The organism is Sphingobium sp. HWE2-09 (assembly GCF_035989265.1).
GTDB lineage: Bacteria > Pseudomonadota > Alphaproteobacteria > Sphingomonadales > Sphingomonadaceae > Sphingobium.
In genome coordinates this window covers 780,509-795,742 of the sequence record NZ_JAYKZX010000003.1, presented here as the reverse complement: position 1 = coordinate 795,742, position 15,234 = coordinate 780,509, and the positions used below count along the sequence as shown (strand labels likewise).

The 15,234-nt window shown below is 65.6% G+C and carries 12 protein-coding genes; 3 read left to right on the top strand and 9 right to left on the bottom strand.

The window, feature by feature from the left end; all coding sequences use genetic code 11:
• Positions 1 to 28 precede the first annotated feature (28 nt).
• The 3 genes from U5A89_RS09330 (at position 29) to U5A89_RS09320 (ending at position 4,922) form a co-directional block, all read left to right on the top strand.
• Positions 29 to 1,165 carry a glycoside hydrolase family 43 protein gene (locus U5A89_RS09330; protein WP_445190639.1) on the top strand — a complete coding sequence of 379 codons (1,137 nt, stop codon included), beginning with the start codon at positions 29 to 31 and terminating at the stop codon, positions 1,163 to 1,165.
• 127 nt (positions 1,166 to 1,292) lie between these two features.
• Complete coding sequence (locus U5A89_RS09325; RefSeq protein ID WP_338160881.1) at positions 1,293 to 3,917, top strand: glycoside hydrolase family 3 C-terminal domain-containing protein; 2,625 nt, start codon at positions 1,293 to 1,295, stop codon at positions 3,915 to 3,917.
• Between the two features lie 36 nt (positions 3,918 to 3,953).
• Positions 3,954 to 4,922: an alpha/beta hydrolase gene (locus tag U5A89_RS09320; protein ID WP_338160880.1), complete on the top strand. Its 969-nt coding sequence runs from the start codon at positions 3,954 to 3,956 to the stop codon at positions 4,920 to 4,922.
• 62 nt (positions 4,923 to 4,984) lie between these two features.
• Here U5A89_RS09320 and U5A89_RS09315 read toward each other — a convergent pair whose 3' ends face one another.
• Genes U5A89_RS09315 through U5A89_RS09275 form a run of 9 tightly spaced genes read right to left on the bottom strand, consistent with a single transcriptional unit; the run spans position 4,985 to position 15,221 of the window.
• Entirely contained in the window at positions 4,985 to 6,145 is a 1,161-nt protein-coding gene (locus U5A89_RS09315; RefSeq protein WP_338160879.1) for a CaiB/BaiF CoA transferase family protein, read from the bottom strand.
• Positions 6,142 to 7,047, bottom strand: coding sequence for an alpha/beta hydrolase (locus tag U5A89_RS09310; protein WP_338160878.1), 906 nt, complete (start codon positions 7,045 to 7,047; stop codon positions 6,142 to 6,144). Before U5A89_RS09310 ends, U5A89_RS09315 begins: the two co-directional genes overlap by 4 nt.
• On the bottom strand, positions 7,044 to 8,087 hold the full coding sequence (gene dctP, locus U5A89_RS09305) for a TRAP transporter substrate-binding protein DctP (protein WP_338160877.1): 1,044 nt from the start codon (positions 8,085 to 8,087) through the stop codon (positions 7,044 to 7,046). Before dctP ends, U5A89_RS09310 begins: the two co-directional genes overlap by 4 nt.
• Positions 8,084 to 9,385: a 2-hydroxyacyl-CoA dehydratase subunit D gene (locus U5A89_RS09300; protein WP_338160876.1), complete on the bottom strand. Its 1,302-nt coding sequence runs from the start codon at positions 9,383 to 9,385 to the stop codon at positions 8,084 to 8,086. The genes dctP and U5A89_RS09300 overlap by 4 nt, the downstream gene beginning before the upstream one ends.
• Positions 9,382 to 11,466, bottom strand: a complete 2,085-nt coding sequence (locus U5A89_RS09295; RefSeq protein ID WP_338160875.1) for a CaiB/BaiF CoA-transferase family protein — start codon at positions 11,464 to 11,466, stop codon at positions 9,382 to 9,384. The genes U5A89_RS09300 and U5A89_RS09295 overlap by 4 nt, the downstream gene beginning before the upstream one ends.
• Entirely contained in the window at positions 11,463 to 12,353 is an 891-nt protein-coding gene (locus U5A89_RS09290) for a hypothetical protein (protein ID WP_338160874.1), read from the bottom strand. Before U5A89_RS09290 ends, U5A89_RS09295 begins: the two co-directional genes overlap by 4 nt.
• Positions 12,350 to 13,660, bottom strand: a complete 1,311-nt coding sequence (locus U5A89_RS09285) for a TRAP transporter large permease (protein WP_338160873.1) — start codon at positions 13,658 to 13,660, stop codon at positions 12,350 to 12,352. Before U5A89_RS09285 ends, U5A89_RS09290 begins: the two co-directional genes overlap by 4 nt.
• Entirely contained in the window at positions 13,657 to 14,109 is a 453-nt protein-coding gene (locus U5A89_RS09280; RefSeq protein ID WP_338160872.1) for a TRAP transporter small permease subunit, read from the bottom strand. Before U5A89_RS09280 ends, U5A89_RS09285 begins: the two co-directional genes overlap by 4 nt.
• On the bottom strand, positions 14,106 to 15,221 hold the full coding sequence (locus U5A89_RS09275) for a CapA family protein (RefSeq protein WP_338160871.1): 1,116 nt from the start codon (positions 15,219 to 15,221) through the stop codon (positions 14,106 to 14,108). The genes U5A89_RS09280 and U5A89_RS09275 overlap by 4 nt, the downstream gene beginning before the upstream one ends.
• Positions 15,222 to 15,234 lie beyond the last annotated feature (13 nt).

Genomic DNA, 15,234 nt, shown 5'->3' with positions numbered 1-15,234 from the left:
GATTGTCGCATAACGAGAGAGGATAGACATGCCCATGTCATTGCGAACACTGACGGCCCTGCCGCTGACCATGGCGCTGCTCGCCACCGCTGCATGTCAGCAGCAGGAACAGCCGGACAATAAAGCCCAGCCCGCCAAGGAAAGCCGCCGCGACGCGTCCGAATATCTGTCGCAACCGCTGGTCAAAGACATCTATACCGCCGACCCGTCGGCCCATGTGTGGAACGGCAAGATCTACGTCTATCCCAGCCATGATATCGACGGGCCGACCGCCGAAGACGATCTCGGCTCCCATTTCGAAATGCGCGATTATCGCATCCTGTCGATGGACAAGATCGGCGGCCCGGTCACGGTCGGCCCCTTCGCGCTCGACGTCAAGGATGTGCCCTGGGCCGACAAGCAGATGTGGGCGCCCGACGCCGCCTATAAGAACGGCACCTATTTCCTCTACTTCCCCGCCAAGGACAAGGAAGGCGCCTTCCGCATCGGCGTCGCCACGTCGAAAGACCCGATGGGTCCGTTCAAGGCGCAACCGCAACCGATCAAGGGCAGCTATTCGATCGATCCCGCCGTCTTCACCGACGATGACGGGTCCAGCTATATGTATTTCGGCGGCATCTGGGGCGGGCAGCTCCAGCGCAATGTCGATGGCACATATGACGCCAACGGCTCCAAGACCGACCTTGGTCAGGACGACAAGCCGGCCCTCGCCCCGCGCGTCGCCAAGATGACCGGCGACATGCTGGAATTCACCGAAACGCCCCGCGCAGTGCAGATTGTGGATGACAAGGGCAAGCCTTTGCTGGGCGGCGACCATGATCGCCGCTTCTTCGAAGCATCCTGGATGCACAAATATAAGGGCAAATATTATTTCAGCTATTCGACCGGCGACACCCATTATCTCGCCTATGCGATAGGCGATTCGCCCTACGGTCCTTTCACCTACAAGGGCCGCATCATGGAGCCGGTGGAAGGATGGACGACTCATCATTCGATCGTCGAATGGAACGGGAAATGGTGGCTGTTCTACGCCGATACGCAACTGTCGGGCCAGACCCGACTGCGCAACGTCAAGGTCACCGAGCTGAAATATAATCCCGATGGTACGATCCAGACCATCACTCCCTTCGTCGCGAAAGCGGCGGCGGGCGCCGCTTCGCGCTGAGCGCCCCGGACGCGGGGGAAGTGCCCCTCCCCCGCGTCCGTATCTTTTATCTGGTGACGCCCAATGGCGACCCGCCTCCCCATCCCAGAACCGACGCCGCAAAGGCGCTTTCCCAGCGGAGAGAAGAATGACAACCGGTTTCGTCCTGCGCGCGGCCAGCGCCCTGCTGCTGCTGACCACATCGGCGATCGCCCACGCGCAGTCCGGCGACGTGCAGGCAGAGGCCAACGCCAAGGCCCGCACCATCGTCGACAAGCTGACGCTGGATGAAAAGGTCGCCCAACTTCTCAACGTCGCCCCGGCAATCCCGCGGCTCGACATTCCGGCCTATAATTGGTGGACCGAATCGCTGCACGGCGCGATCGGCGCTGTCCCCACCACCAACTTCCCCGAACCCATCGGCCTGGCCGCCACCTTCGACGCGCCGCTGATTAAGGATGTCGCGTCGGCGATCAGCACCGAAGTGCAGGCGCTGCACACGCTGGGCCGCCAGACCGGCCATCTGGGCCGCATCGGCACCGGCCTCGATACCTGGTCGCCCAACATCAACATCTTCCGCGATCCGCGTTGGGGCCGGGGGCAGGAAACCTATGGTGAAGACCCGTTCCTGACCGCGCATATCGGCGTCGCGTTCATCCAGGGGATGCAGGGCGACGATCCCGACCTGCCGAACGTCGTCGCGACGCCCAAACATTTTGCGGTCCATAGCGGCCCCGAACCCAGCCGCCACACCGACAATATTTTCGCGACCCAGCGCGACCTGGAGGACACCTACCTCCCCGCCTTCCGCGCCGCGATCGTGGAGGGCAAGGCCGGGTCGATCATGTGCGCCTATAACCGCGTCGATGGCCAACCCGCCTGCGGCAGCCACATGCTGTTGCAGGATTATCTGCGCGGCGCGTGGGGCTTTACCGGCTATGTCGTGTCGGACTGCGACGCCGTGGTCGATATCTATGACCATCATAAATATGCGCCCGACGCCGCGACCGGCGTGGCAGTGGCGCTACGCTATGGCGTGGACAGCGAATGCAACAATTCGACGCTGGGCGGCCGCACCGACCTTGGCGACCGGTATAAGGAATCGCTGGCGCGCGGCTATATCAATATGGGCGACATCGACACGGCGCTCGTCCGCCTCTTTTCCGCGCGGCTGCGCAATGGCGACTTGCCTGGCCTGTCGGCGCGCCAGCCCAATGCGACGCCGACCAGGGCGATCGGCACCGCCGCTCATGATGCGCTGGCGCTGACCACCGCCGAAAAAAGCCTGGTCCTGCTGAAGAATGACGGCGTCCTGCCGTTGAAGCCCGGCGCCCGCATCGCACTGGTGGGACCGCTGGCGGACGCCACCCGCGTGCTGCGCGGCAATTATTCTTCGGCCAAGAGCGCCCCGCCCATTTCCGTGGCCGACGGCCTGAAACACGCCATGCCCGGCGCGACGGTGTCGGTTATCCCGTTCACCCCATCCATCACCGACGGCGATCTGGTGCCCGGCACCGCGCTGCGCACGCCCGACGGGAAACCGGGCATCCGCGCGGCCTATTATAACGCCACCGGCAAGGACCAGTTCGCCGCCAAGCCCGTCCTGACCCGCGTGGAAGCCAGCCTGGTGTCGCGCGCCGCCGAGTTCAAACAAGTGTCTGACAATCATAGGATCGAATGGACCGGCTATCTGGTCGCGCCCGAAACCGGCCTCTACCGCCTCGCCCTGACCGGGGTGAAGGGCGATGTGACGCTGAACGGCAAGCCGGTCATATCCGCCGCCGCCTATTCGGGCTGGGCCGAACCATTGGCGCTGACGCAAGTGCGCATGACCAAGGGCGATCGCTACGCCATCCGCCTGCAAGGCGAAAGCAGCGTATCCGCCAGCCCCGCCATCTTCTGGAAGCGCGTTACCGACGATATCGATCGCGATCTGGCGGCGGGGACGAAGGACGCCGATGTCGTCATCGCCGTGGTCGGCCTGACCTCCGACCTGGAGGGCGAGGAAATGCCGGTGAAGGTCGATGGCTTCGTCGGCGGCGACAAGACAACGCTCGATCTGCCCGCCGACCAGCGCGCCTTTCTGGAAAAGGCAAAGGCGCTGGGCAAGCCCCTGATCGTCGTCGCGATGAACGGCAGTGCCATCGACCTGTCCTGGGCGAAGGCCAATGCCGCCGCCATAGTGGAAGCTTGGTATCCCGGCCAATCCGGTGGTCTGGCTGTGGGCAACGTCCTGTCGGGCAAGGCCGATCCGGGCGGTCGCCTGCCCGTCACTTTCTACAAGAGCGTGGCCGACCTGCCGCCCTTCACCGACTATGGCATGGACGGCCGCACCTATCGTTATTTCAAGGGGACGCCGGTCTATCCCTTCGGCCACGGCCTCAGCTACACTAGCTTCCGCTATGCACCGCTGTCGGTCGAGCCGATCGACGGATCGGTCGAGAACGGGCTGCGGGTGCGCACGTCCATCACCAATAGCGGCGCGCGGGCGGGCGACGATGTCGCGCAACTCTACATCACGCCGCCACGCTTCGACGGTGCCCCCCGCACCGCGCTGCGCGGGTTCCAGCGGGTGACGCTCAAGCCGGGCGAAACTCAGCCGGTCGAATTCATCCTGTCGCCTCGCGACCTTAGTTTCGTCACCATGGCGGGCGATCGTGCGATGCTGCCGGGCGCCTATCAATTGAGCGTCGGCAGCGGCCAGCCCGATCAACCCGTCCAGCAGCAAAAGGCCGTCTACAGCATCGCGAGACTCGTTCCGTTACCGAAATAAATCAGCCTTTAAGGGCAACAACAGGAGGAGGATGACATGATCCATTTGTCGATACGCACCGGGTTGCAAGGGCGGCGCGCCCTGTCCGTCACGCGGCTCATCACGATCGGGCTGGCCGCTTGCGCGCTGGCCGCGCCTGCGCGGGGACAGGCGCAGGATGACAAGATGGCGCCGATCGCCATCCCGGCCCAGCCCGACGCGATCGAGCTTGGCACCGGCCCCCTGCCCGGTGCGAAGGCGACCAAATCCTGGCATCGCCAATATGGCAGTCGCTTCGCCCGCAATGTCACCGTCGCGACGCTGACGCCCTTCCTGCCCGATCCCGCCAGGGCATCGGGCGCTGCGATCGTCGTCGCGCCGGGCGGCGGCTTCCGCACGCTATCGATGGACAATGAAGGCTATGACGTCGCTCGCGCGCTGGCGGCCAAGGGGGTTGCCGCCTTCGTCCTCAAATATCGCCTGCGGCAGACGCCTGCCGACATGGCGGGCTTTGAAAAATCGATGCAGGAGATGTTCTCCGGCGTCGCTCGCACCCCGCTGCCCGCCCCGGCCAATGCCGCCAGCGACCTGGCGCCCCAATTGGCGGATTCCACCGCCGCCTTCCGCCTGATCCGTACGCGGGCGAAGCAATGGCATGTCGATCCCGACCGGATCGGCATGATCGGCTTTTCCGCCGGCGCGATGCTGACCATGGCGACCACCTTGTCCAGCGACGCCAAGCCCGCCTTCATCGGCAATGTCTATGGCCCGCTCGGCACCATGGCCGTCCCACAGGACGCGCCGCCCATGTTCGCCGCGATCGCCGCCGACGATCCGCTGTTCGGCAACCGTGATTTCAAGCTGATCGACGATTGGCGCACGGCGCGCCGTCCGGTCGAATTTCACCTCTACGAACGCGGCGGCCACGGCTTTGGCATGTACAGGAAAGCGACCACCAGCACCGGCTGGTTCGACGCTTTCGTGCAATGGATCGATATGCACGGCCTGTTGAAGCCCAAGCCCTGACGTAGCTGGGGCAGCCCCGGATAGATCGCTGGACATCCGTCCTGCGATCGATCCGGTGCGCCCTACCCCTCGTCCGGCTGCGCCAGCCAGTCCAGTATCTCCGCCCGGTTTTCGTCCAGGAAAGGCGGTGCGTGGCCGACCTGCGCGCCGGGCGTCATGCGGAAACCGACGCCCGGCATGCCCACCGGCCGGTCCAGCGGCACGCCGGGAATATCGAACGATACCAGCGCATCGGGCCGTGCCAGCGCCGCCGCCTCATCGACCCGACGCACCATGCCGCAGGGGATGCCTGCTGCGCTCATGCCCGCTTCCCATTCGGCAGCATCCCGCGTGGCGATCACCCCGGCCAATTCCGCTTTCATCGCGTCGAAATTCGCCCGCCGCGCTTCGGGCGTGGCGAACAGGGGGTCGGTCAGCCAGTCCTCCCGCCCGGTAAAGCGGGCCAGCGCCTCGAACTGGTTGGGCTGCACCACGCCCAAAGAAACCTGCCGCCCGTCTTTCGCGGTAAAGAGCGACGCTGTAGGCAGGCCGCTATAGCCGGTATTGCCCATCCGCGACATCGCCCGCCCGGTCGCCAGATAGGGGGTGACGGCGGATGTCATGAAGGCCAGGCTGGCGTCGAACATCGACACGTCGATATAACCGCCGCCCCCGCCCTGCATCCGCCGGATCAGCGCGGACATAATCGCCAACGCCGCCGTCTGGCCGGTCAGCGTATCGACGATCGGAAAGCCCACCCGCACCGGCGGATCGCCTTCTTCCCCGCTCAGCATCATCATGCCGCTGGTCGCCTGCACGATATTGTCGATCGCGGGCCAGTCGCGCTGCGGGCTGTCCTGCCCATAGCCCGACACCGAACAATAGATGATATCGGGCCGCATCGCCCGCACCGCATCATAGCCCAGCCCCAGTCGCGCGATCACGCCGGGGCGGAAATTTTCCAGCAGCACGTCGCACCGCGCCACGATCTGGTGCGCGATATCCAGATCGTCGGGATTTTTCAGGTCCAGCGCGATCGATTTCTTGCCCGCATTGGCGGCGATGAAGGCGGGCGACATGCCATCGAACCGGGGATCGGTGCCATAGCTGCGGAAACTGTCGCCCTTGGGCGGTTCGATCTTGATGACGTCCGCGCCCATCAGCCGCAACAGGTGCGACGCATAGGGGCCAGCCATCACATGGCTGAAATCGGCGATGCGGATGCCCGCGAGCGGCTGAATCATGGTTTCTCCGGAAATTGCTTGCGCACGACCGTCCAGTCGCCCGCCTTGCATAGGCCGCAGTACGGCCCTGCGAACAGGCGACCGGCGCGGCGGTCGCCCTTCATCTGCCAATCGAGCCAGCCGACCGCCACGCGGCCATAATCTCCGCCATTGACCATTGAGAACGTGCCGCCATGGCCGGTCGCCTTGTTGCCGTAGAACACCGGCACATGGGTGATCCGCGCCACGTCGTCGCTGCCATTGGGATAGGCGATGTCGGTCGGCCCGCCGAGGATATAGGCGATAGGGGTGTGCAGCTTGTTCAGGTCGTCCTTGGTCACGGACACGCCGCTGCGCCCGCCGCCGGGTCGATTATAGACGCCGCTGTTGAACGCCATCACCGTGCGGATGCGCGGGTCAGCCCCCGCCGCGATCGCCTGCAAACCACCGCAGCTATGACCCATCACCGCGACCCGCTTGGTATCGATATGGCTGCGATAGGCGCCTGTCCCGGCCCAATCGATCGCGCCCAGCAACTGGCTCACCTGCGTCTCGTCGGGCGTCGCAGGTGGCGGGCCTGCAGGCGGGCGTCCCTCGCCTTCCTTGGGCAGAGCAGCGAGCGGCGGCTTTTCCTCACGCGGCGCGCCATTGGCGATCACGACATAACCATGGCTGGCGATTTCGCGCAGGAAGTGGCTGGCCGACAGACCATTGTCGCGACAGCCGCCATTGCCCCACAATATCAGCGGCAGCCGTTCACGCGGCCACGTCGCGGGGCGATACACCGTGTAACCGAGGGCATCGGCCAAGCCCTCCGCAACCGCAGGCCAGCGTCCCGTTCCTGCCGGATCGCCAATGATGCGCGTCGGTTGCGCCGACGCGACCTGCGACAGCAAGGCCGCCAACAGCAAAATCCGCTTCATGTCGCACCTCCGCACTGGATATCATCCCGCCCGCGCACCGCCGCCCGCGCGGTGCGAAACGCCTTCATGCCGTCGATGCCGAAGCGCGACAGGCTGCGCGCATTGCCTTCGCTATCGCGCAGATACAGCGCGTCGAACCGCGCCTGTTCCTGCGCGGACATGCCGTCGATCGTCACCTTCTGCGCCTTGGCTTCGGCCAGCCCCTTTTCCAGCGCAGCATGGATTTCCCGCGCCAGCGCATCCTCCCACACCGCCTGCGATTGTTCGAGCACCGCGCGATCCGCCGCGCTCAGCCGGTTCCACCGCGCCATGCCCATCGCCCGTGCCGGATAAGCGCCACGCGGGATGGCGAGGTTGTTATAATGGCGCGCAACCTCCGCGAAATGCAGCGACTTGAACGTGTCGCCCGGCGCGATCACGCCGTCGATCACACCCTTCGCCATCGCGGAATAGACGTCCGCCATCGGCATGTTGACCGCGTCGACGCCCAGCGATTCCAGCACCGTCAGCAATTCGGTCGGTGCGCGCAGCCGCAGTCCGCGCAGGTCGGCGAGCGTGCGCACCTGCCGGTCGGTCGTGACGATCCCGGCGAGCGACCCACCCTGCACCGCCAGTACTTTCAAGCCCTGCAACTCATGGCCGATTTCCGGGTCGGCCGCCGCCATGCAGCGATAGAGTTTCAGCTGGGACGCAATGCTGTCAGCCCCGCTGTAAAATCCCGTCTGGATGCGAATCAGATGCGTGCCGCCGCGCACATAGATGGGGGTGATCAGGCCGACATCGGCGACACCGTGCCGCAATTCCTCCATCGACATGTCCGACGAGAGCAGCGCGCCCGACCAGATCGGGCGGATGCGGATGCGCCCGCCCGACTTCCGCTCGACAAATTGCATCCATGCTTGGTCCGCCTTGCTGAACGGATGGGTCGGGCTGTAGGGCGTGGCGTAGGTCAGTTCCGTCACGCCCTGCGGCAAAGGCCGCGCGCACGCCGCCATCAAGCAGAGCGGCAGCAACAGGGGCAGCAGCGCGCGCCGTGTCACGCCAACCCCCGCGCCGCCAGAAAGTCCGCGACCATCGCGACCATCGCATCATGGTCCCAATTGGCCGCGTCCACCATGTCCGCGTCGATCGCCAGCACCGGCACGCCCGCCGCCTCCAGCGACAGCGCGGTCAGCTTCGTGCCCGATTGCGACAGGCGGTTGTCGGGCGGCAGCAGGATGACGCAGGCGTCGATGCCGCATCGCTCCGCCTCGCTGGTCATCCATCCATTCATCCATGGCGGCAAATGCAGCACTTCGTTCATCGAACAGATGCGGCTGGCCAGCGCATCCATCGGCTGGCCCTGTATCTCGCGAATATATTGCGGCCCGGCAAAGGGCATATACATCGACCAGACGAACACCGCGCCCAGCCTTTCCTCCAGCGCCTGATAGAAGCCCGGATCGTGCCACACGCCGGCACCGATCCACATCAACCTGATGCGCTCGTTGTCCGCCGCCCCCGCGCCGGCCGCTACCCGCTCCATCACCTCGTCGCGGAAACGTTTGGCATGGGCGACGGCCCAATCGGACCCGCGATGCCATTGCGGGATCATCGTGTTGGGCATCTGCTCGGCGATCGATACCGGGCAGGGGCGCGCGCTGCCGATGGCTTGCGCGGCTTCCCAGATATAGCCTTCCTGCTCGTTGATCCGCTCCATCAGATGATGAAGCCTGGCTTCATCGAACCGGCGCCCAGTGCGCTGTTCCAATAGGGTGATGAGGTCGCGCATCTCCGCCACCATCAACGCGATGCGATCCGGCTCATAGACCCGCCGCCAGTCCGTGCGGCTCTGTTCGAACCAGCGCGCTTCCTTATGCTCCCAGGCGGGCGCTTCCATCGGGAAGAACTCGCTGCCCAGCGCCTCCGCCCATTGGCCGAACACATGCTGGATGCAGTCGCAGGTCAGCCGCGCGACCAGCACGGTGGGCTTGGGCAGGCCGCCCCAGGGCGCGGTCTTGGGATCGTTCGCCAGCGTGCAGGCCAGACCTAGCGAGCAATATTTGCAGCTGTTTTCAGGATAGCCATGCCGCGCCATGACATCGAAATATTTGCCCGACAGTTGCTTGGCGGAGATATAGGCCGACCACCATTGGTTGGTGATGATAGGGATATCCATCACATGGAATATCTCGTGCGGAGTGTCCGCCTGGACTATGGCGAAGGGTTCGCCTTCATCCACGACCCGCCGCTTCAGGTCCGCGCCGAACTGCTTCTGGTATGCGTTGGCGGCGGCGGTGCAGGCCAGATCCTTGCGGCTACGCTGGCCGGTGGCGCGGCTGATGGTCGTATCGGTCATTGAAACACTCCTGCCGCTTCCAGTTCGGCGATGCGCGCGTCGGTCAGGTCGCACAGGTCGCGGGCGATGGCGTGGGCGTGTTCGCCCATGCCCGGTGCGCGGAACGGTGCAAAGCTGTCGCGCGAGAAGGATATGGGCGTGGCGATATGACCGAACGGGCCGAGGATCGGATGGTCGAGCGTGACCAGTGCGCCGCGTCCAGAAAGCTGCGGGTCGCGATCGATCATATCCTCGCAATCCTGCACCACGCCGCAAGCGATCCCCGCCGCCTGAAGCGCCGCCGCGATCGCGTGATCTTCGCGTTGCGCGGTCCATGCCGCGATATCGGGGCCGGTGATCGCGTGCAGCCGCGCACGATCCGCCTCATCGAACAGGCTGATCGCCACCCAGCGATCGTCGCCCAATGCGGGAAACACATCCTGCAAGAATACGCCCGGATCGGCATTACCCGACCGTTGCGGCCGCTCGCCGCGCCGGGCGGCAGCCAGGGTGTCGCGCATCTGCTGCACGCAAATCTCATACATTGACGCATCGATATGCGCGCCACGTCCCGTCTCCCGCCGATGCTGGAGCGCGGCGGCGACCGCGCCCGCCATCACGAAAGGGACAACCACGTCGCCATAGGGCACCGCCCCGGGGATCACCGGATCGCGGCCCGGATAGCCGGTCAGGAACGTCCGCCCGGACAGTGCGCCGCCCGTGCCATCGACACCCCATTCCTGCGCCAGCGGCCCGGTCTGGCCGAAGACACTACCCGACACCATGACGATGCCGGGATTGCGCACCGCCAGCGCGTCATAGTCCAGCCCCAGCTTCTTCATCGTGCCGGGCGAGAAATTTTCGACCACCACATCGGCCCAATCGATCAGCGGGTCGATCAGTTCGCGGGCCTCTGCCTTCTTCATGTTCAGCGACAGGCTGCGCTTGGACGAATTGAGATGGGCGAACCAGGGCTTGTCGTCCCAATTGCCGGGCTGCGACGCGGACACCTGCACGTCGAGACGGGCAAGATCGGGGCGCGTGCGGCTTTCGATCTTCACGATCTCCGCGCCGAGATCGCCCAGCGTCTTGGTGGTAATCGACCCGACCAGCGCCCAGGCAAAGTCCAACACCCTGACCCCCGCCAGCGGACCGGGCCGCTCGCCAGTATGAATAGCGGGCGCGGCGATGGCGGCTCCCTCACGGATCGCTGCGAAGCGTTCGGGCAGTCCCGAAGGCGTATCGAAAAAGCCGCGCGCCGCCAGATGCGGGTCGGCCAATACATCGGCCGGTTCGTTCGCGACACAGGCGTTGATGCCCCGTCGCAACCCTTCGACTGCAATCTCCGCCTTGGTGCGCGAACGGAAGAAGGCATCGATCGCCGCTTCCCACAGCGCGCGTGTGTCGACTGGCAGGGTAGATCGGTTATAGCTCAGCCAATCGGTGCCGTGCAGCGGATTTGGCGCACCGACCTCGTCCATCCAGTCCGACAGCGCCTGATTGGCGGGCGCCCCCAGCCGCCCGGTCATCAGCGAATGGAAACACCATCCGTCCGCCAGCCGCCAGATCGCGCGCACCGTCGCCTTGCCATAAGCGAGCGCGCCACCGACCCGCTTGAGCTTGCGCCGGTCGAATTGCCAGCACAATATCCCGTTGAAATTGCGGCTGAACGCGACCTGCTGGATCGATATGTCAACATGCTGCCCCTTGCCATGGGTGCCGCGCGCATAATGGGCGGCCATTGCGCCGCTGGCCGCGACCATGTCGGCGTGGAAGGTGCAGGCGTCGCCCGCTTCCTTGACCGGCGGCAGGTCCGGCTCGCCCGTCACGCGCAGCGCGCCGCCCATGGCCGAGGCGATGAACTCGCCACCTTTCCAGTCGGACCGCGGGCCGTTTGATCCGAAGGTCGTGACCGATACATGCACCGCCGTGTCGGGGATCGCTACGTCCGACAGCGCCTCCAGCCCCAGATCGTCGATGACGAAGGACGCGCCTTCTACCGGGCCGCCAAGGTCAGCGCCCATCGACGCCAGAAAGCGCGCCAGCGGGCGATCCGCCATGCCGCCCAATATGGCGACGCGATGGCCTGCGAGCGTGGTCATGCTGTATGCTCCTTCAAAAATGCAGCGATCTCCTCGCCCGCACCATCGTTCGCGCGCCAGTCGCGGCGGGTGAGGATCAGCGTCGGCACATCGGCCTGCGCCAGCGCATCACGTTGCGCCGGCAAATGCCAGATGCGCGCCTCATCCTCTTCCGCGAACCACAATATCGCTGCCGACGCGCGCACGTCCTGCGCCTGTGCCATCAATGCGCCCGCATGATCGCGGAAGGCGCGACTCCCCTGCGCCGCTCCATGCAACTGGCGCGCGATCGCCGCGCAGGGATCGCCGCTGCCTTCATCGACGTGCAGGTCGCCGGGATACTGCCAGCTTTCCGCCAGCGTCTGCCCGGCCGCGCGCCATCCTGCGGCTTCGATCATCGCATGGAGGCGTCGATCGGGCGGCGGCGTTCCTGCCAACAGGCACAGCGGTCCGTCGCCCCCTATTTCCGGAGCGACATCCCGCAGCACATTGGTCGCGACGATGCCGCCTTCCAGCGCGGCGTCATCGACGCCCAGCCTCGCGGCCAGTCGCTCGATTGCCCCGCGCATATGTGCCACGCTGCTCCCCCGCCCGATTGTCGCCGCGTCGAAGATCATCGGCTCCGGCCCGCTGATTTCGCCGCGCTCGCGCAATTCGCACACATAATAATAGAGCCGCTGCGCCGCGTCGTCGGCGCGGGAGAAGATCACCGCGTCCATCCTGTCCAACGCACCATCGGCCCAATCCTGCAAGATGGAGCGCGTCCAGAGCGGGAATTTGCTTTCCAGCCACCGATCCGCCGCAGGCATGGCGCGATCGACATTCCAGCCCAGCGGGCCGGAACAGGCGCCGGTCGCGGTCACCAGGTCTTGCGGCAGGTCGGGGCCGACATAGGCGATCATGGTCATTGTCCAAACATGGTAGGCAGCCACAGCGCCATGGCCGGGAACAGGATGATAAGGAGCAGGTGGATCAGGTCGCTGCCCAGGAACGGCAGCACGCCCTTGAAAATTCGGTTCAGCGGCACATCCTTCGCCACCCCCTGAATGACGTAGAGGTTCATGCCGAGCGGCGGGTGGACGAAGCCGATCTCCATCGCGCGCGTGATGAAGATGCCGAACCAGATGGGCGACATGCCCACGCCTTCGATGATCGGCAGCAATATGGGCGTGGTCAGCAGCATCAGCGCCAGACCGTCCAGCACGGAACCCAGCAGCAGCAACAGCGCCGCAACCACCAGCAAGGTGGGGATGGTGCCCATATGCATCGCCGTCACCGCATTGCCGACCGATTCCGTCAGGCCCGTGACGCTGATGAACACCGAAAAGATGATCGCGCCGATGATGACCAGGAAGATGAGGCCCGCCGTCCGCAGCGTTTCGGAAAAGGCGCGGAACAGCACGTCGCGGTTGAGCCGCCCGCGCCAGGCGGTGATGACGAGCGCGCCCGCCGTGCCGATGGAGGAGGCTTCGGACGGGCTGAACCAGCCCAGCACGATCCCGCCCAGCACCACGCCCAACAGCACCAGCATATCGGCAATGCGCAGCATGGCCCGGCCACGCTCGGCCCAGCTCGCCCGCTCACTGGGCGGCGCGATCGACGGACGCCAGCGCACCAGCAGCCAGACGACCAGGCAATAGAAGAGCATCTGCGAAATGCCCGGGATCAACGTGGCGGTGAACAGCTTGCCGATCGATTGTTCGGCGATGATGCCATAGACGATCAACGCGCCCGACGGCGGCAGCATCTGCCCCAGCGTACCGCCCGCCGCGACCGTACCCGTCGCCAGCGCATCGCTATAGCCGCGCTGGCGCATTTCTGGCAGCGCGACCAGGCCGATGGTGGCGGCCGTCGCCAAGCTGGACCCGTTGATCGATCCGAACCCGGCGCATCCGCCGATCGACGCATAGGCCAAGCCACCGCGCCGGTGCCCGATCATCTTGGCCGCCGCATCGAACAGATCGCGGCTGGCGTTGGCGGAAAAGAAAAGATGCGCCATCAGCATGAAGAGCGGCAAGGTGCCCAGTTCATAGCGGGTCAGCGTCTCCACCACGACCACGCCCGCCTTGATCAGCGCGCCCTCCGGCCCCAGCGCGACCATCAGGCCGCCCACGCCGACAAGGCCCAGCGACACGCCGATCGGCACGCCGCACAGCAGCATCGCGAACAAAAGGATCAGGCCGATCAGGCCGGTTTCGGGAGTGGCCAGGATCATGGGCGGCGACGCTCCACCAACTGGCGTGCCAGCAGGATGATGACGAGGATGAGGGCGCCGTTCAGGAAAGCGCGCATCGCCCGCCATGGCACATCAAGCAGCTCGCTCACCTCCTGACTCCCCCACAAATCGGCTGCCAGCCAGCAAGCGCCGGTCAGCAGCAGCAGGTAGAAGAGGATAGACAGCGCCGTGCAGATGCGTTCGGCGACATCGCGCGTCACGCCGGTCAGCCGATCGAGGATCAGGTGCACGCGCGCGTGGTTGCGCGCCAGCGTCGCAGCGACCAGCGCCAGCGATCCGGCGATCAGCACGGCGACCTGCACTAATTCGATCGCGCCCTTTAGCGGCAGGCCGGTATGACGGCCGATCACCGCTAGCAAATTGAGCGCAGCGGCAGTGATCAGGGCGATCCCGCCCGTCCACACCATCGCGGTCCTGGCGATATTCATGACGTCCCTTCTTCGACGCGACCGTCGTGACTGATGGTGATGGCGGGCAGCCCGGCCGCCTGCGTGATCCGTTCGACATAGGCGCGGATGGCCGCCGCGCGCTCGCCTGATGCCAGGATCGGGCGACCGGGCGCTTCGACATCGACCGGGACGATGCCAACCGCGATCACGCCGTCCGCCTCCAATGTGAGATGCCCCAGAAAGGCGTTGACCGCTTCGGGATGGAAAGGCGCCAGCGTATAGGCCGGATCGGGTTCGAAGCCGAACATCGTGCGCCGCCGCGCCGCCCATTCGGCGCGCGCGGGATGATCCTGCGCCGGGCTGAGCGCACTGGTCACGACGCAGCCATTGCCCAGGCCATGGAAAATAGGCTTGCCGCGATAAAATTCGATGCCGCGCACGATATGGGCGTGGTGGCCGATGACGACATCCGCGCCCGCATCGATCGCCGCGTGCGACAAAGCGCGTTCATAAGGGGCAAGCTGCGCAGGCGTATGGACGATCCCCTTGTGCAGCGCGACCAGCACCATGTCCGCCTGTACGCGGACGGCGGCGATGTCGGCCTGCAGCATCGCACGCGCTTCGTCGGTCAACGTGGTCAGGGCGGCGGCAGGCGCGATCGGCGCGCCATCCGCCGTATCGATCCGCAGCCAGGCGCATCCTGCTGTGTCCTCGCTCGCCCAACTGGCGACCGGCCCCACGCAATTATAGCTCAGCAGCGCGACCCGATGCCCGCCCCGCACGACGATGGCGGGTGCACGCGCGGCGGCCAGGGTGAGCCCCGCGCCGCTGTGCGCCACGCCCTGCGCCTCCAGCCCCGCGATCGTGTCGGCAATCCCCTCCGCCCCGCAATCGGCAATATGGTTGCCCGCCAGGCTCAGCATCGCAAAGCCTGCCTCAGCAATCGCAGCAAGATTTTCGGGCGGTGCGCCGGGCGCTGGCACATCGCCCGCCAGTTCCGCCCCGCGCACCGTATGGGGCACTTCCAGATGGCCCACCGCCAGGTCGGCGGTACGCAAAGCAGGAGCGATCCCGGCCAGCCAATAGGCGCCATCCGGCTCATCCAGAACCAGATCGCCTGCCAGCACGATCGCGATCGCCTCCTTTGTCACGCCTTTATCCGCT

Excerpts from the sequence above, each read along its gene's own strand:
- U5A89_RS09330 (WP_445190639.1), top strand. The coding sequence starts at position 29 with ATGCCCATGTCATTGCGAACACTGACGGCCCTGCCGCTGACCATGGCG.
- U5A89_RS09325 (WP_338160881.1), top strand. The coding sequence starts at position 1,293 with ATGACAACCGGTTTCGTCCTGCGCGCGGCCAGCGCCCTGCTGCTGCTG.
- U5A89_RS09320 (WP_338160880.1), top strand. The coding sequence starts at position 3,954 with ATGATCCATTTGTCGATACGCACCGGGTTGCAAGGGCGGCGCGCCCTG.
- U5A89_RS09315 (WP_338160879.1), bottom strand. The coding sequence starts at position 6,145 with ATGATTCAGCCGCTCGCGGGCATCCGCATCGCCGATTTCAGCCATGTG.
- U5A89_RS09310 (WP_338160878.1), bottom strand. The coding sequence starts at position 7,047 with ATGAAGCGGATTTTGCTGTTGGCGGCCTTGCTGTCGCAGGTCGCGTCG.
- U5A89_RS09300 (WP_338160876.1), bottom strand. The coding sequence starts at position 9,385 with ATGACCGATACGACCATCAGCCGCGCCACCGGCCAGCGTAGCCGCAAG.
- U5A89_RS09295 (WP_338160875.1), bottom strand. The coding sequence starts at position 11,466 with ATGACCACGCTCGCAGGCCATCGCGTCGCCATATTGGGCGGCATGGCG.
- U5A89_RS09290 (WP_338160874.1), bottom strand. The coding sequence starts at position 12,353 with ATGACCATGATCGCCTATGTCGGCCCCGACCTGCCGCAAGACCTGGTG.
- U5A89_RS09285 (WP_338160873.1), bottom strand. The coding sequence starts at position 13,660 with ATGATCCTGGCCACTCCCGAAACCGGCCTGATCGGCCTGATCCTTTTG.
- U5A89_RS09280 (WP_338160872.1), bottom strand. The coding sequence starts at position 14,109 with ATGAATATCGCCAGGACCGCGATGGTGTGGACGGGCGGGATCGCCCTG.